General features: G+C 69.6%; 18 protein-coding genes and 1 tRNA gene. 10 read left to right on the forward strand and 9 right to left on the reverse strand.

Annotated features, from left to right (window positions below; all coding sequences use genetic code 11):
• Positions 1-71 precede the first annotated feature (71 nt).
• On the forward strand, positions 72-179 hold the full coding sequence (locus FHS08_RS16980) for an AAA family ATPase (RefSeq protein WP_243847525.1): 108 nt from the start codon (positions 72-74) through the stop codon (positions 177-179).
• A 136-nt stretch (positions 180-315) separates the two neighbouring features.
• Positions 316-513, forward strand: coding sequence for a hypothetical protein (locus FHS08_RS16985; protein ID WP_243847526.1), 198 nt, complete (start codon positions 316-318; stop codon positions 511-513).
• Between the two features lie 13 nt (positions 514-526).
• On the opposite strand, the gene FHS08_RS13765 is transcribed toward FHS08_RS16985, so the two are convergent.
• A complete protein-coding gene (locus FHS08_RS13765) occupies positions 527-1,210 on the reverse strand; it encodes a dihydrofolate reductase family protein (protein ID WP_167040335.1) in 684 nt (227 codons plus the stop codon).
• A gap of 185 nt (positions 1,211-1,395) precedes the next feature.
• On the opposite strand from FHS08_RS13765, the gene FHS08_RS16990 reads away from it, so the two are divergent.
• Positions 1,396-2,331, forward strand: a complete 936-nt coding sequence (locus FHS08_RS16990; RefSeq protein WP_167040338.1) for a hypothetical protein — start codon at positions 1,396-1,398, stop codon at positions 2,329-2,331.
• Positions 2,328-2,714 (forward strand): GntR family transcriptional regulator, encoded by a 387-nt coding sequence (locus FHS08_RS13775; protein ID WP_167040340.1) that lies wholly within the window; start codon positions 2,328-2,330, stop codon positions 2,712-2,714. The genes FHS08_RS16990 and FHS08_RS13775 overlap by 4 nt, the downstream gene beginning before the upstream one ends.
• Before the next feature lie 5 nt (positions 2,715-2,719).
• On the opposite strand, the gene FHS08_RS13780 is transcribed toward FHS08_RS13775, so the two are convergent.
• On the reverse strand, positions 2,720-3,121 hold the full coding sequence (locus FHS08_RS13780; protein WP_167040342.1) for an ester cyclase: 402 nt from the start codon (positions 3,119-3,121) through the stop codon (positions 2,720-2,722).
• Positions 3,122-3,201: 80 nt separating this feature from the next.
• Here FHS08_RS13780 and FHS08_RS13785 point away from each other — a divergent pair, with 80 nt between their 5' ends.
• The 3 genes from FHS08_RS13785 (at position 3,202) to FHS08_RS13800 (ending at position 5,746) form a co-directional block, all read left to right on the forward strand.
• Positions 3,202-3,543, forward strand: a complete 342-nt coding sequence (locus FHS08_RS13785) for a YciI family protein (RefSeq protein WP_167040344.1) — start codon at positions 3,202-3,204, stop codon at positions 3,541-3,543.
• A gap of 38 nt (positions 3,544-3,581) precedes the next feature.
• Positions 3,582-4,913 carry an MFS transporter gene (locus FHS08_RS13790; protein ID WP_167040346.1) on the forward strand — a complete coding sequence of 444 codons (1,332 nt, stop codon included), beginning with the start codon at positions 3,582-3,584 and terminating at the stop codon, positions 4,911-4,913.
• 263 nt (positions 4,914-5,176) lie between these two features.
• Complete coding sequence (locus FHS08_RS13800; protein WP_167040348.1) at positions 5,177-5,746, forward strand: dihydrofolate reductase family protein; 570 nt, start codon at positions 5,177-5,179, stop codon at positions 5,744-5,746.
• A 40-nt stretch (positions 5,747-5,786) separates the two neighbouring features.
• Here FHS08_RS13800 and FHS08_RS13805 read toward each other — a convergent pair whose 3' ends face one another.
• Genes FHS08_RS13805 through FHS08_RS13815 form a run of 3 tightly spaced genes read right to left on the reverse strand, consistent with a single transcriptional unit; the run spans position 5,787 to position 9,022 of the window.
• A complete protein-coding gene (locus FHS08_RS13805; protein WP_170283174.1) occupies positions 5,787-6,548 on the reverse strand; it encodes a GDSL-type esterase/lipase family protein in 762 nt (253 codons plus the stop codon).
• 29 nt (positions 6,549-6,577) lie between these two features.
• Positions 6,578-7,942 carry an MFS transporter gene (locus FHS08_RS13810; protein ID WP_167040350.1) on the reverse strand — a complete coding sequence of 455 codons (1,365 nt, stop codon included), beginning with the start codon at positions 7,940-7,942 and terminating at the stop codon, positions 6,578-6,580.
• Between the two features lie 33 nt (positions 7,943-7,975).
• The gene (locus FHS08_RS13815) at positions 7,976-9,022 is read right to left on the reverse strand and encodes an LLM class flavin-dependent oxidoreductase (RefSeq protein WP_167040352.1); all 1,047 of its coding nucleotides are present in this window, start codon (positions 9,020-9,022) and stop codon (positions 7,976-7,978) included.
• An 84-nt stretch (positions 9,023-9,106) separates the two neighbouring features.
• On the opposite strand from FHS08_RS13815, the gene FHS08_RS13820 reads away from it, so the two are divergent.
• Positions 9,107-9,742, forward strand: a complete 636-nt coding sequence (locus FHS08_RS13820; protein WP_167040354.1) for a phosphoribosyltransferase — start codon at positions 9,107-9,109, stop codon at positions 9,740-9,742.
• Between the two features lie 3 nt (positions 9,743-9,745).
• On the opposite strand, the gene FHS08_RS13825 is transcribed toward FHS08_RS13820, so the two are convergent.
• Together FHS08_RS13825 and polA are read right to left on the reverse strand one after the other, a co-directional pair.
• The gene (locus FHS08_RS13825) at positions 9,746-11,419 is read right to left on the reverse strand and encodes a DUF885 domain-containing protein (protein WP_167040356.1); all 1,674 of its coding nucleotides are present in this window, start codon (positions 11,417-11,419) and stop codon (positions 9,746-9,748) included.
• A 43-nt stretch (positions 11,420-11,462) separates the two neighbouring features.
• The gene (polA, locus tag FHS08_RS13830) at positions 11,463-14,102 is read right to left on the reverse strand and encodes a DNA polymerase I (protein WP_167040358.1); all 2,640 of its coding nucleotides are present in this window, start codon (positions 14,100-14,102) and stop codon (positions 11,463-11,465) included.
• Between the two features lie 59 nt (positions 14,103-14,161).
• On the opposite strand from polA, the gene FHS08_RS13835 reads away from it, so the two are divergent.
• Positions 14,162-14,596, forward strand: coding sequence for a hotdog fold thioesterase (locus FHS08_RS13835; RefSeq protein WP_167040360.1), 435 nt, complete (start codon positions 14,162-14,164; stop codon positions 14,594-14,596).
• Between the two features lie 41 nt (positions 14,597-14,637).
• Here FHS08_RS13835 and FHS08_RS13840 read toward each other — a convergent pair whose 3' ends face one another.
• Entirely contained in the window at positions 14,638-15,258 is a 621-nt protein-coding gene (locus tag FHS08_RS13840) for a response regulator (RefSeq protein ID WP_167040362.1), read from the reverse strand.
• A 144-nt stretch (positions 15,259-15,402) separates the two neighbouring features.
• Between FHS08_RS13840 and FHS08_RS13845 the strand changes: the two genes are divergently transcribed.
• A tRNA-Leu gene (locus FHS08_RS13845) sits at positions 15,403-15,485 on the forward strand.
• A 50-nt stretch (positions 15,486-15,535) separates the two neighbouring features.
• On the opposite strand, the gene FHS08_RS13850 is transcribed toward FHS08_RS13845, so the two are convergent.
• Positions 15,536-15,751, reverse strand: coding sequence for a hypothetical protein (locus FHS08_RS13850; RefSeq protein WP_208382565.1), 216 nt, complete (start codon positions 15,749-15,751; stop codon positions 15,536-15,538).
• Between the last annotated feature and the right edge of the window lie 43 nt (positions 15,752-15,794).

The following is a 15,794-nucleotide window of genomic DNA, read 5'->3' on the forward strand; positions in this document are numbered from 1 at the left end:
ACACGGAAGTCGGGGCGGCTGATCCGATCCCTCGACGAGGCGGAGCCCTGCTCCCCTTATGCTTCGATGTTGTGCTCATCTGGATCAACGGCGCGTTCGGTGCCGGTAAGACTCACACGGCGTTCGAGCTGCAGCGTCGGCTCGTCGGCGCGCATGTGGCCGATCCCGAACTTCGATGAGATCGTCGGCGGCCTGCGCTCGCGCGGCCTCGATGTGCGCCACTACGCGCTCCTTGCCAGCCCCGAAACCCTCCGCAAGCGGCTGAGCACTCGAATCGCCTTCCTCCGTTCAGGTCTCCGGCTTGAGACCTGGGCGATGAGTCAGATTCCGACCTGCGTCGCGGCACTGGCCCAGGACCGGTACGCGACCCATGTCGACACGGATCGCCGAACCACAGATGACGTGGTCGAGTGGATCGCCGCAGACGCGGGCCTCGACCTCCAGGCACCGCGGCTCCACCCCGCGCGGTATCAGCTGCGGCGTCTTCAGCTCGGCATCCAGCACATCCGATGATGTGACCGGAGTGCTAGTCGCGCACGCTGTCGCGGTTGCCTGCGCTCCGCGTCCACACGTAGTGCACGACGCCGGAGGGTGACGCGGTCACCTCGATGTCGAAGCGGGTCTCGAGGCTCTCGAGGCCGTCCCACAGCCGCACGCCCCGCCCCAGGATGATCGGGACCACGACGATGTGCAGATGATCCACGAGATCCGCGTCGAGGAACTCGCGCACGACGGTGGGGCCTCCGCCCAGGCGCACGTCGAGCCCGCCGGCGTGATGGGATGCCAACGCAAGGGCGTCCGCGGGCGAGAGCTCGCGGAACAGGAAGGTCGTCTCGCCCACCGTGATGTCGGGGCGCGCGTGGTGGGTGAGTACGACGACGGGCGTGCGGAAGGGCGGCTCCTCTCCCCACCAGCCTCGCCAGGACTCGTCCTCCCACGGCCCCTGCTGTGGTCCGAACTTGCGTCGGCCCATGATCTCGGCTCCGATTCCCTGCCAGGATGCCGCGGCGAAGGCATCATCGACGCCGCGCGTGCCGGTTCCCTTCGACTCCGCGGCGTGTCCCAGCGCGTCGACGAAGGCGTGCGTCGGGAAGAACCAGTCCATCAGCCTCTGGCCGGCGTGACCGAACGGCGTCTCGAGTGACTGCCCCTCCCCCGTCGCGAACCCGTCCAGCGACACGGCGATGTTATGCACTCTGAGCTTCGTCATGCGCTCATGATCACACGTGGAGAAGTCGCTGCGTCAACTCAGCACTCCGACGAGCGTGTGAAGGTCGAAGCCACCGTCTGATTCTGCCCGACGCCCCATCGCTGACGGATCTCCCCGATTCGTGTATTGACAGGTTGGTACACCAGGCAACATCATGTATCAACTGAGCGATACAGGAGGCCGCTGTGGCGGGAGTCGCGTTGGTCGGGTACGTGCTCGCGGTCGTGCTGGCTGTCGTCATCGTCTGGATAGTCGCGCGGCGACGCCCGCAGGGCGACGAGACGGTGCCCCCACCGGTTCGGGCTCTCCTCTCGGCTGCCAGGCGACGCGCGACACTCGCTGTGATTGCCGCCGCCGTCGCGATCGTCGCAGCCTTCGTCGCCTCGTACTCGCTCCCCGCGCTTCTGGGTCTTCCCTTCCTGCTGTCGCCCGCAGTCGGCGCCACTGCGGGTCTGCTTCTCTATGCCGCGATCCCGCCTCGCGCCGCGGTCGTCGAGGCCGACCGCGTTCGCGACGCATCCTTGACACCGCGCACGCCCGTCTCGTACCTCCCTCGAGCGGGTGCGATCCTCTTGGCTATCCTCGTCGTCGCTCAGACCGCCTTCGTGCTCTTCACCGGCTTCACCTCGAGTCCCGACGACTCGGGGCGCTACCGGGCGATCGCGTTCCAGGTCGGCGACGTCGGCTCGGTGAGCACTCCCTACGCAGGCTGGTTCTACGGCATCCCGCTCCTCGTCGCCACGGCGATCCTGACGGCGGCGACATTCGTCGCGCTCTGGCGGGTCAGCTCGACGCCCGCACTCCCCGACTCCGACCTCGCCGAGGTCGATGCGGGATGGCGTCGTGCGACGAATCGCATCATCGTCGCGATCAGCGCGGCTGCGGTTCTGCTGCAGTTCGGCGGGGTCGCGGTCCAATCGGGACTGACGCTCCGGAACGCGGCCTACAACAGCGGCCTCCTCGTCTGGAGCAACACGGGGGTGTTCTTCGGATGGGCCGGCGTGCTCATGCTGATCGGCAGCGTCGTCGGCCTGACTCTCGCTCTGCTGTGGGCGCTCACGCTGCCGGACCTCGCGGTCGACCGCACCTCTCCGCATCGCGTCGAGGCGGTCGCGCCGTGATCGCTCTCGACCCGGGAAGCGCCGTCGTCCCGTTCGAGCAGATCCGGAGCCAGCTCGCCGACCTCATCCGCTCGGGAGGCCTCGCAGGCGGTCAGCGATTGCCATCGATCCGTCAGCTCGCCGCCGACCTCCGCGTCGCACCGGGCACGGTCGCGAAGGCGTACACGATGCTCGAATCGGACGACCTGATCGAGAGCAGCCGGACGCGCGGCACCCGCGTCGCCCTCGGCAAGGTGCATGCCGAGGAGGTTCAGCGCGCGGCGAAGACGTTCGTGGACGCGGTCGGCGGGCTCGATCTCGAGCAGGCTCTCGGCGCCGTGCGCGCCGCCTGGCTCGCGATTCCGCCGGCCTCGGACGCCCGCGACGGCGTGCTCGACTTCTGACCGCCCTACCATTCCGGCGCTGCGAGCTGCGCCAGCAGCTCCGCGTCATACCCCGAGCCCGAGAACTCGGCGATCCGCCCGGCCGCGACGCGATACATCGCGAACTGAGCGATGTTGACGTGTCGCCGGGTCGCCGCGACACCGCGGTAGTTGCCGAGGTGCGTGCCGCTCCCACGGACGTGAGCCGCAATGCGGTCGTCTTCGACGACGAGCTGGATCCGTCGCCAGCGCCAATCTGGGAACGCGCGGAAGAGGTCGGCCTTGTCGTCGATCCACGCATCGGCTCCGCTGGGCAGGTGCGCGCGACGCACCGCGGGGGCGACGAACGAGCGGATCGCGTCGAGATCGTGGCGGTTGCACGCGTCGAGATACTCCGCGAACCACTCGCGCATCTCCCACGACTCCACCTGCCCATTATCCGGGTGGTGCGGTGGGAGCCGGTCGGGGTGAGTATGGATGCATCGAGGCATCCGAGAGGGCTCAACCCATGACGAAATACCTGATCTCATTCCCGAGCGGCGCGATGGTGATCCCCGAAGGGGACTTCCAGGCGGTCGTGGATGCTTCGCACGCCGTCGTGCGAGAGGCCAAGGATGCCGGCGTGTGGGTGTTCGGCGGCGGCATCGACGAGAGCGTCCCACCCGTCCTCGTGGACGCCGACGGCACCGCGACCGCGGGGACCTACCCCCAGACGCGGCAGATCGAAGGCGGCTACACGGTGCTCGAGCTGCCGTCGTACGAAGCGGCGGTCGAATGGGCGGCGAAGATCGCGGCCGCATGCCGCTGCGCACAGGAGCTGCGCGCCTTCCAGTACGACCCGGAGAGCTGAGCCGGCGCGCCAACCGGCGGGCATAGGCTGGGAGGGCCGTGACCGCCGCTCCCCTCACCTCCGCGCCCTCGTGGCGGGCGTGGCTGATCTGGGGAGTGAGCGTCGCGGCCTACGTCCTCGCCGTGACGAACCGCACGTCGCTGTCGGCGGTCGGCGTCGACGCGGCCGAGAGGTTCATGGCGGATGCCTCGACTCTGTCGATGTTCGCCGTTCTCCAGCTCGGCGTGTACGGCGCGATGCAGATCCCGGTCGGGCTCCTCCTCGACCGGCACGGAGCGCGGCCCATCATCACGATCGGCATGGTGCTGATGGCCGTCGGGCAGCTCGTCATGGCCCTCTCCCCCAACGTCGGCGTCGCGATCGCGGCGCGGATGCTGCTGGGTGCGGGAGACGCCGCAGTCTTCCCGAGCGTGCTGCGCCTGATCGCGACGTGGTTTCCCGCACAGCGCGCACCCGTCATGGTGCAGCTCACGGGTCTCGTCGGCCAGAGCGGCCAGATCCTGGCGATCGTCCCGCTCGCGGCGCTCCTGCACGCGACGTCGTGGTCGATCGCGTTCGGCAGCGTCGCGGGGCTCGGCATCCTGTTCGCGATCCTCGTCGCCCTCCTCGTCCGCAACCATCCGCCGGACCGGGATGCCGATGTCTCGGTCGACACCGACACGGGCACGATCCGCGTCGTGACGTCGGCGGTCGACACACGCGTCGGCATCCGGGCGGCGTGGGCGCACCCTGGCACGCGCCTCGCGTTCTGGTCGCACTTCACGACCCCCTTCGCCGGCACGGCGTTCGTCATGCTGTGGGGCATGCCGTTCCTCACGGCGGGCGAAGGGCGCACCCGCGCGGAGGCCTCGTCGATCATGCTGCTGTTCGTCGTCGGCGGCATGGTGCTGGGGCCGGTGATGGGTGCGCTGTCGGGCCGCGTCCCGCATCTGCGGTCGAGGGCTCTCGTGCTCCCCACGATCGCCGTGCAGGTCATCGTGTGGCTCGTCGTGATCGCCTGGCCCGAGCCCGCGCCGCTGTGGCTGCTGCTCGCTCTCGCGCTGGCCCTCGCGACAGGGGGCCCGGCATCCATGATCGCGTTCGACCATGCACGCACGCACAACCCGAGCCATCGCCTCAGCACGGCGACCGGCATCACGAACTCGGGCGGCTTCCTCGCGGGACTGCTCGCGATCTTCCTCATCGGCGTCGCGCTCGATCTTCAGGGCGCGGGGACTCCGTCGACCTACAGCCTCGAAGCGTTCCGCCTCGCCTTCCTGACGCAGGTGCCGTTCTGGGTGCTGGGCTGGATCTTCATCGTCATCGAGCGCAGGAAGACGCGTGCCCTGCTGGGCCTCGATCGCCCGCGTCGCGCGCGCGACGTGCGCTGAGGCGTCGTTCGCGCGCGGTCGCGATGCCGCGGCATCCGTTCGAGTTCACGCGTCCTGCAGACGCTGCAGCTCGCGAGCGATGTCGTCGATGAAGGCGTTGCAGCCCGCGATCGTCGCGGCCACCTGCTCGTCGGAGAAGTCGTCGCGGTCCTTCTCGACCACGCGGCCGTCTTCGACAACGCCGCGTGTATTCAACCACTCAGTAAAATACCGCTCGGTCGAATACGACGCACGTGTCGGATGCCGTGGCTAGCGTGGGCGTCATGCCTCGCGTGATCTTCTACACGGCTACGACGCTCAACGGCTTCCTCGCCGACGCCGACGACTCGCTCGACTGGCTCTTCGCGGTGCCGGGAGCAGACGACGGCGGAGACGGCTTCACCAGGTTCCTCGACGGTGTCGGAGTCCTCGTGCAGGGCTCGTCGACGTACGAGTGGGTCGTCGCGCACGAAGATCTCATCGCCCACCCGGAGAAGTGGCCCGGCTACTACGGCGATCGCCCGACGTGGGTCTTCACGACGCGTTCGCTGCCGGCCGTGCCCGGCGCCGATCTGCGGTTCGCATCCGGACCCGTCGCCCACCACTGGCCCGCGATCCGCGACGCGGCGGGCGGGCGCGACGTGTGGGTCGTCAGTGGCGGCGATCTCGCGGGGCAGTTCGCCGATGCCGGACTGCTCGACGAGATCCGCGTGTCGGTCGCGCCCGCGACGCTGCGCGGAGGAAAGCCTCTGCTGCCGCGAACGCTCGGGGCCGACCGGTTGAAGCTCGAGTCGGTCCGTCAGGGCGGCCCGTTCGCCGAGCTGACGTACTCGGTGGGGCCGATCGCGACCTGAACAGATAGCGGCGCGCGCGACGGCACGCCCGTCGAGCCCGTCAGGACCCCAGCGGTGCGACGTCGACCCAGTCGGGGTGCTTCGCGACGCGGTCGTCGCCGGACGACGTGCCCGTGAGCCGCCGCCGCACCCACGGTCCCACATGGTCGCGGTAATAGGCCGCACCGCGGGGGCGGGCGGCATCCGCGATCGGCGGCAGCGACCACCACGCGGCCGGCGGCTCGAGACCGAGGGACGACAGCACACGCGCGGCGACGCGGTGATGTCCGCGCGCGTTCATGTGGAGGCGGTCCTCCGACCAGTAGCCCGGCGTCGACAGTTCGCGGTCGGGCCAGTTGAGGGCGCGCAGGATGTCGGGGCGGTCTGCGATGCGCGCGACGACGCCGGCCGAGAGCAGGTCGCCGCGGCGCTGCACGACGCTGCTCAGGGGTATCTGAGCGGGGTTCGCGCCCGAGAGCAGGATGAGCTGAACGCCCTCCTCGTCGCAGCGCGCGATGACCCTGTCGAACGCCTCGACGACGTGTGCGAGCGATGTCCGGGGCCTCAGCATGTCGTTGCCGCCGCCGTTGAACGACAGATGCGTCGGCCCGAGTGCGAGCGCAGGCTCCAGCTGCTGCTCGACGATGGGCCACACGAGCTTGCCGCGGATCGCCAGATTCGCATACTCGATGGTCTCGCCCGTCGCATCGGCCCAGCCCTGGGCGACGAGATCCGCCCAGCCGCGCACGCGGCCGTCGGGAAGCTCGTCGCCGACGCCTTCCGTGAAGGAGTCGCCGATCGCCACATATCGCACCGCTGCCACTGCGACAGCCTACGACCAGGCCACGCGCATCAGCGGTCGTCGAGGGCGCGACCGCGCTGGTCGACGAGCCCCCACGCGCTGGCCGCGGCGACGAGGAAGAACGCGGCGAACACGACGAACAGCAGCGGGGCTCCTCCCGCGACGACGAGCGGCCCCACCGAGAGCGGAGCGACGATCGACGCGATGCGCCCCACACCGGCCGCCCAGCCGGATCCCGTCGCGCGCAGCGAGGTCGGGTACAGCTCCGGCGTCACCGCGTAGAGGGCGCCCCACGCGCCGAGGTTGAAGAACGAGAGGGCCATGCCGGTCGCGATGATGGCCCCGGGGCCCGCCGCGGTGCCGAACAGGACGGCCGACACCGCCGAGCCGAGGAGGAAAACCGACAGCGTCGTGCGCCTGCCCCACACCTCGATGAGCCACGCAGCGACGGCGTACCCCGGAAGCTGCGCGAGGGTGATGATGAGCGTGAACTGGAACGACCGCACGAGGTCGTAGCCCTGCGCCACGAGGATCGAGGGGATCCAGATGAACGCGCCGTAGTACGCGAAGTTGACGCAGAACCACACGATCCACAGGCACAGCGTGCGCACGCGGAACTCGCTCGCCCACAGCGCCGCCAGACGCGCGCCGGCCGTCGTCGCGACGGCCGGCTCGACGGGCGACGCGGTCCGCTTCCATCCCGGCACAGACTCGATCGAGGCCGACTTCTCGAACACGCGAACGACGCCGTCGGCCTCCTCGCGCCGTCCGCGGCGCTCGAGCCAGCGTGCCGACTCGGGCAGACCCCAGCGCACGATGAGCGCGTACACCGCGGGAACCGCGCCGAGGGCGAACGCCCAGCGCCATCCGCTCTCCGACGAAGGGATCACGAAGTAGCCGATGAGCGCGGCCGCCGTCCACCCGACGGCCCAGAAGGCCTCGAGGATGACGATGAGCCGGCCGCGGATGCGCGCGGGCGCGAACTCGCTGACGTACGTCGACGCGACGGGAAGCTCTGCTCCGAGGCCGAGCCCGACAAGGAAGCGCAGGACGAGCAGCACCGCGAGCCCGCCGACGAGCGCACTCGCGCCGGTCGCGAGCCCGTACACGACGAGGGTGAGCGCGAACACCTGCCGGCGCCCGAACCTGTCGGCCAGCAGCCCTCCCACGGTCGCGCCGATCGCCATGCCGATGAACCCGATCGAGGCGATCCACGCGGTCTGCGAGGGCGCGAGCGACCACTGGGCGGCCAGCGCCGCGATGATGAACGAGATGAGGCCGACGTCCATCGCGTCGAGTGCCCAGCCGAGTCCCGAACCGGTCAGGACCCGCGCGTGCTCGCGTGTGAACGGCAGTCGGTCGAGCCGCTCCGACACTGAGGCGTCGGTTGCGGCGGCGGGCGCGGCATCCGTCATGCGTTCATCGTAGGGATGCCGCGCCCCTGCGCGTCAGCCCTCCGCGAGCAGCTCGCGTACGAGCGGCGCGACCTTCGTGCCGTACAGCTCGATCGAGCGCATCATCTTCTCGTGCGGGAGCGTGCCCGTCGAGAACTTGAGGTCGAAGCGGGCGATGCCCAGCGTGCGCACGGTGCCGGCGATCTTGCGGGCGACCGTCTCAGGCGAGCCGACGTACAGCGCTCCCTCGGGGCCGACGTCGTGCTGGAACCGCCCGCGGCTGTACGGCGGCCAGCCGCGCTCGCGTCCGATCGAGTTGTTCATCGCCTCGAATCCTTCGTACGCCTCGTCCCACGCCTGCTGGTCGGTGTCGGCCACGTGCCCGGGCGAGTGCACCCCGACCGGGAGCGCCTCGCGCTCGAAACTCGCGAGGGAACGGTGATAGAGCTCGACGAACGGGCGGAAGCGCGCGGAGGGACCGCCGATGATCGCGAGCATGAGCCCGTATCCGTAGCGGGCGGCGCGCACGACGGACTCCGGCGTTCCGCCGACCCCGACCCACGCCTTCAGCCCGTTCTCCGTCTTCGGGAAGACGTCCGCGTTCTCGAGCGGCGCCCGCAGCGTCCCCCGCCAGGTGACGGGCTTCTCGGTGAGCAGCTCCGAGAACAGGTCGAGCTTCTCATCGAACAGCGTCTCGTAGTCGCGGAGGTCGTACCCGAACAGCGGGAACGACTCGATGAACGAGCCGCGCCCCAGGATGACCTCGGCGCGACCGCGCGAGACGGCGTCGAGCGTCGCGAATCGCTCGTAGACGCGCACGGGATCGTCGCTCGAGAGCACCGTCACGGCCGTGCCGAGGTGGATGCTCCTCGTGCGGGCGGCGGCTGCGGCCAGGACGATCTCAGGGCTGGAGACGGCGAACTCCGGGCGATGGTGCTCCCCCACTCCGAAGAAGGAGAGGCCGACCTCGTCCGCGAGGACGGCCTGATCCACGACGTTGCGGATGGTCTCGGCGTGGCTCGACAGCACGCCGTCGGCACGCCGCGTGACGTCGCCGAAGGTGTCGAGTCCGAGCTGGACGTCCGCGAGGCTCTCGGTCATGTGGATTCCTTCCATTCATGCGCATGCAACCTCGGTGCGGAGGAGGACATTCCCCGTCGTCGACGTGCGGCGTACCGTGACGTCATGGCCATCTTCGCGGACAGGGTCGACGCGGGGAACAGGCTCGCGGCCGCCCTGGAGGTGTGGCGGGGCACGGATGCCGTCGTCCTCGGCATCCCCCGCGGCGGAGTCGTGGTGGCAGCCGTCGTGGCGAGCGAGCTCGGCCTTCCTCTGGGCGTCGCGGTCGTTCGCAAGCTCGGGGCGCCGGAGCAGGAGGAGTTCGCCGTCGGTGCGATCGCGGACGGCGTGCGAGTCGTGGATCCGGCCGCCGTGCGCGCGTCGCGGGTGACCCCTGAGCAGCTTGCGGTCGTCGAGGATCTTGAGCGCGCCGAGCTCGAACGACGAGAAGGACTGTTCCGGGCGTCTCCCGCCGTCGCGGGTCGCACGGCGATCGTGGTCGACGACGGCATCGCGACGGGTGCGACGGCGACGGCGGCGTGCCGCGCCGTGCGCGCCAGGGGCGCGGCGCGGATCGTCCTCGCGACGCCGGTCGCTCCCGAGCGCTGGAGACCGGATGCCGCGGCAGCGGACGACTACGTCTGCGTCGCCGCGGCACGTGACTTCTGGGCGGTCGGCCAGTTCTACGACGACTTCACGCAGACGAGCGACGCCGAGGTCGTGCGACTGCTGTCGCGCGACCCCGGCGCCGACGAGGAGTGATCGTCAGCCGACCAGGGCCGACCTCAGCGTGTCGAGCCCGACACCGCCGATGTCGAGCGCGCGCTTGTGGAACCGCTTGATCGAGAACCGGTCGCCCTCCACGGCCTCGACGTCGTCGCGCAGCTGCTCCCAGATGCGCTGCCCGACCTTGTACGACGGAGCCTGACCCGGCCAGCCGAGGTACCTGTTCACTTCGAACTTCACGAACTCGTCCGACATGTTGACGTTTTGGCGCATGAAATCGAGCGCGAACGCGGCATCCCACGTCCCCTCCCCGTCGGGACGCGTCTTGCCGAGGTGCACGCCGATGTCGAGCACGACGCGGGCTGCGCGCATGCGCTGTCCGTCGAGCATGCCGAGACGGTCGGCAGGATCGGCCAGGTACCCGAGCTGCTCCATGAGCCGCTCGGCGTACAGCGCCCAGCCCTCTCCGTGGCCCGACGACCCTGCGAGCAGCCGCCGCCAGGAGTTCAGCTCGGCCCTGTTGTGGACGGCCTGGGCGATCTGCAGGTGATGCCCGGGCACGCCCTCGTGGTACACGGTCGTCAGCTCGCGCCACGTGTCGAACGACTCGACGCCCTCGGGCACCGACCACCACATGCGACCCGGGCGGGAGAAGTCGTCCGTCGGGCCCGTGTAGTAGATGCCGCCTTCCTTCGTCGGCGCGATCATGCATTCGAGCCGCCGGATCGGCTCGGGGATGTCGAAATGCGTGCGGCCGAGCTCCTCGATCGCACGATCGCTGGTCTGCTGCATCCAGCGCTGGAGCTCGTCCGTGCCGTGGAGCTTGCGGCTGTCGTCCTCCTCGAGGAAGGCGACGGCCTCCTCGACGGAGGAGCCTGGGAGGATCTCGTCCGCGACCGCCTCCTGCTCCGCGACCATGCGCGCGAGCTCCTCGATCCCCCATTCGTACGTCTCGTCGAGGTCGATCGTCGCGCCCAGGAAGCGGCGCGAATGCAGTGCGTACAGCTCGCGGCCGACGGCGTCGTCCTGCGCGGCCGACGGCGCGAGGTCGGACGCGAGGAACCCCGCGAGCCGGTCGTACGCGACACGGGCCGCGTTGGCCCTGTCGGTGAGGTCACGGGCCAGGGATGCGGGCAGCTGACCGTCGGAGGGAGCCGCCTCACGGACGAACTGCGCGAAGAAGCCGTTGTCGGCCGTGTACCGCGCGATCTGCGTCACGACTTCGGCGACCTGGCGGCGCGCGGGCACGATGCCGTCCGCCGCGCCCGTGCGAAGTGTCGCGATGTAGCCGTCGATCGCCCTCGGCAGTGCCTTCAGGCGTTGCGAGACGACGGCCCAGTCGTCGGTCGTCGCCTTCGGCATGAGGTCGAAGACCGACCGGATGTCCTGCGCGGGCGACGCGATGACGTTGAGATCGCGCAGGTGCCAACGGGCGTCGTGCAGCTCGAGTGCGAGCCGAAGCTCGCCCGAGAGGTCGAGCTTCGTGACCTCGTCGATCGCGTCCACGGGGGACGCGGCATCCAGTGCGGCAAGCGTCGCACGTGCCTCCTCCGCGAATCGCTCGTGACCTTCGGGCGAGTGGTCGCCGAATCGGTCGTTGTACTCGAACCGGCCGATGTACGTCGCGAGCCCCGGGTCCAGCTCGGCGACGGTGTCGACCCACGCGTCGGCGATCGTGTCGATCGGCGTGGGTGTGCGTTGTGCGTCAGTCATGATTCGAGACTAGGCATCGCGTCCGACGCGGACCAAACGCGGATCAGTGCCCCGCCTCGTTCCAGTCGCGGCCCCGGCCGATCTGCACGTCGAGCGGCACGGAGAGGCTCGCCGCATCGCCCATGCGCGCGCGGACGATGCGCTCCGCCGCGTCCCACTCCCCCGCGGCGACCTCGACGACGAGCTCGTCGTGGATCTGCATGAGCACGCGCGAACGCAGCCCGTTCGCCGAGAAGTCGTCGTGGATGTGGAACAGCGCGATCTTCATGATGTCTGCGGCGCTGCCCTGGATCGGTGCGTTGAGAGCGGCGCGCTCGGCGTTCTCCCGGAGCACGCGGTTGGGGCTCGCCAGATCGGGGAACGGGCGCCGCCGGCCGAAGATCGTCTCGGTGTAGCCGTCGATGCGCGCCTGCTCGACCGACGAGCGCAGGTAGTCGCGCACGGCGCCGAAACGGCGGAAGTACTCCGTCATGAGCTCCTTCGCCTCGGACTGGTCGATCCGCAGCTGCTTCGACAGGCCGAAGGCGGACAGCCCGTAGACGAGGCCGTACGACATGGCCTTGACCTTCGTGCGCATCTGCGAGTCGACGTCCTGGGGCGCGACGCCGAAGACGCGTGCGCCGACGAAGCGGTGCGTGTCCTCCCCCGAGTTGAACGCCTCGATGAGACCGGGGTCCTCCGACAGATGCGCCATGATGCGCATTTCGATCTGCGAGTAGTCGGCCGTCAGGAGCGTGTCGTACCCATCGCCCACTTCGAACGCCGCGCGGATGCGTCGGCTCTCCTCCGTGCGCACCGGGATGTTCTGCAGGTTCGGGTCGGTGCTCGAGAGGCGACCCGTCTGGCTCCCCGTCTGCACATAGGTCGTGCGGATGCGGCCGTCCTGCGCGATCGCGGTGTCGAGCGACTCTATGATCTGCCGGAGCTTCGTCGCCTCACGGTGCTGGAGGAGCAGATCGAGGAACGGATGCGGAGCCGTCTCCTGCAGATCGGCGAGGACCGCGGCATCCGTCGAGTAGCCCGTCTTCGTCTTGCGGGTCTTCGGCAGCTGCAGCTCGTCGAACAGGACTTCCTGCAGCTGCTTCGGCGAGCCGAGGTTGACCTCGCGTCCGATGGCGGCGTATGCCTGCAGCGCGATCGCATCGGCACGCTCCCCGAGTTCGCCCGAGAACGCCGAGAGCTTCGCGTGCGAGACGGCGACGCCCGCGAGCTCCATGTCGGCGAGGGTCAGGAGCGTCGGCAGCTCGATCTCGGAGAGCACCGTCGCGACGCTCTCGGGAAGCTCGGCGCGCAGGGCGTCGGCCACCCGCAGCGTGTACCACGACAGCTGCGCCGGCGTCGCGCCCTCGGTCTCGGGGACGAGCTGGGTCGGGTCGGCCTCGGGCAGCTTCTCGTCGAGATACCTGTCGACGAGGTCCGCGAGCGTCTTGTCGGGGAAGCTCGGACGCAGCAGCCATCCGGCGACGATCGTGTCGAACGCGAGGCCGCCCACGCGCACTCCCGCCCGCCGCAGCGCCTTGATCTGCGGCTTCGCGTCGCTGAGCACCTTGGGCGCGTCGGACCCGAGCCATGCTGCGAGGGATGCCGCGACCTCGTCGCTCCACATCGCCTCCACCGCCGAGTCGGAGGTCGCGAGCCCGATGCGGCGGGGCGACCCGCCCTCCATCGTCACGGTGACGCCGACCTCGCCCGTCGCGTCGGCGGCCCAGGCGGCGAGCGGTGCCGCCTCCAGCTCGGTCGGCACGGGGGCGAGCGCGGCCGCCGCCGAGGTCACGGCGGCCATCTGCTGCTCGATGCCCGCGAGTTCGGCGACGCGCGGGATGAGCGTCTTGAACTCGAGCCGCGCGAAGATGTCGCGCACGGCCTGCGCGTCGATCGGCTGGACCTCCAGATCGGCGGGACCGACGGGAAGCTCGACGTCTCGCAGGAGCTGGTTGAGCGCGCGGTTGCGGCGGACGTCGTCGAGGTGCGCCCGCAGGTTGCCGCCCACGACGCCCGTCACCTTGTCGGCGTTGTCGAGCAGCTCGTCGAGCGACCCGAACTGCGTGAGCCACTTGACGGCGGTCTTCTCCCCGACCTTCGGGACGCCGGGAAGGTTGTCGCTGGTCTCTCCGACGAGCGCGGCGATGTCGGGATACTGCTCCGGCAGGACCCCATACCGCTCGACGACGGCGTCGCGGTCATAGCGCTTGAGCTGAGAGACCCCCTGCACGTTCGGATAGAGCAGCGTGACGTCGTCGTTCACGAGCTGGATCGTGTCGCGGTCTCCCGAGCACACGAGCACATCGAACCCCTGCTCCGCGCCCTGCGTCGCAAGCGTCGCGAGGATGTCGTCCGCTTCGATGTCCTCCTTCTGCAGCACCGTGATGCTCATGGCGGACAGGCAGTCCTGCAGGAGCGGGATCTGGCCCCTGAACTCGGCGGGCGTCTCGGAGCGGTTCGCCTTGTACTCGGCGTACTCGCGCGTGCGGAAGGACTGCCGCGACGTGTCGAATGCGACGGCGAGATGGGTGGGACGCTCCGCCTTGATGAGGTTGATGAGCATCGCGAGGAACCCGTAGATGCCGTTCGTGTGCTGCCCGTCCTTGGTCGTGAAGTTGTCGACAGGCAGGGCGTAGAACGCCCGATAGGCGAGCGAATGGCCGTCGACGACCAGGAGGGTAGGCTTTGCGGAGTCCGTCACCCTGACAGCCTAGCCAGGGCTTCGGACGCACCATCCGACCGCACTCCCGAAGGCACGACATGACCGACCACGCCGCCGCAGACGTCAACGGACTCGAGTGGGCCACGCGTCGCGGCATGGGTGCTCTCGCCGAGAAGATGGGAATGGAGTTCTCCGAGTTCTCCATCGAGCGCTGCGTCGCGACGATGCCCGTCGAGGGCAACACGCAGCCCGTCGGACTCATGCACGGCGGCGCGTACGTCGTCCTCGGCGAATCGCTCGGCTCGATGGCGGCGAACCTGCACGCAGGCCCCGGGAGGCTCGCGGTGGGCGTCGACATCAACGCGACGCACACGCGATCCGCCACGTCCGGCGTCGTGACGGGCGTCTGCACGCCGATCCATCTGGGCCGGTCGATGACGGTGCACGAGATCGTCGTGACCGACGATCACGGCCGCCGCTGCTCGACGATCCGCATCACGAACATGATCAAGGATCTGCCGGCGCGCTCATGAGAGGGGGATGCCGCGGCGTCCCCCTGCGTCGCGTGCCGGCGTCAGGCCTTCTTGGGCGCCAGCTGCTCGATGATGGCCTTCGCGACATCCTGCATCGTGAGGCGGCGGTCCATCGACGCCTTCTGGATCCAGCGGAACGCCTCGGGCTCGGACAGCCCCATCTTCTCGTTGAGCAGGCCCTTCGCGCGGTCGACGAGCTTGCGCGTCTCGAAGCGCTCGACCATGTCGGCGACCTCGGCCTCGAGCGTGATGATCTGCTCGTAGCGGGCGAGGGCGATCTCGATCGCGGGGAGCAGGTCGTTGGGCGTGAAGGGCTTCACGACGTACGCGAGGGCTCCGGCCTCGCTCGCGCGCTCGACGAGCTCCTTCTGGCTGAAGGCGGTCAGCAGCACGACGGGCGCGATGTGGTTCTTGCTCAGACGCTCTGCCGCCGAGATGCCGTCGAGCTGCGGCATCTTGACGTCCATGATCACGAGGTCGGGGCGCAACTCGGTCGCGAGCTGCACGGCGGTCTCGCCGTCTCCCGCCTCGCCGACGACGTCGTACCCGTTGTCGCGGAGGATCTCGACGATGTCGAGCCGGATGAGCGACTCGTCCTCAGCGACGACGACGCGACGCGGTGCGGATGCTGCGGACCCGGTGCTCTGTTCCTGCTCAGTCACCTTTGAATCCTACGGTATGGCCGTTCGCGAACACGCTGGGAGAATCGCTCCCGCGCCGGTGTGGCCGCAATGGCGGACGGACGCGCAGCGTCGGAGCCGATCGGGCGTGAGATAGTGGATGGCGACCCGACGACGGAGTCGCCGGCCGGTGTGGCGGAATGGCAGACGCGACCGACTCAAACTCGGTTGCCCGCAAGGGCGTGTGGGTTCGACTCCCACCACCGGCACGACATGGCATCCGGATGCCGGGGGCCGCGGCATCCGTCGACTCGCGCGTCTACGCCCCGAAGTACTGGTTGCCGAGAGCCTTGCTCTTGAGCGCGTCGAACTCGCCCTGGGAGATCGTTCCTGCATCCAGCAGCGTCTTCGCGCGAGCGATGTCCTCTGCGGGGCTCGACGACGCCACAGGCCGGTAGGAGTCCTCCTCCGGTGCCCTCGCCCGCGACGCGTTGGAGGGCGCCGCGATGCCGCTCCTGCGCGCGATGAGGTACACGAGCGCCGTCAGGAAGGGAACGAAGATCAGGAAGAGAGACGGC

The organism is Microbacterium ulmi (assembly GCF_011759705.1).
Taxonomy (GTDB): domain Bacteria; phylum Actinomycetota; class Actinomycetes; order Actinomycetales; family Microbacteriaceae; genus Microbacterium; species Microbacterium ulmi.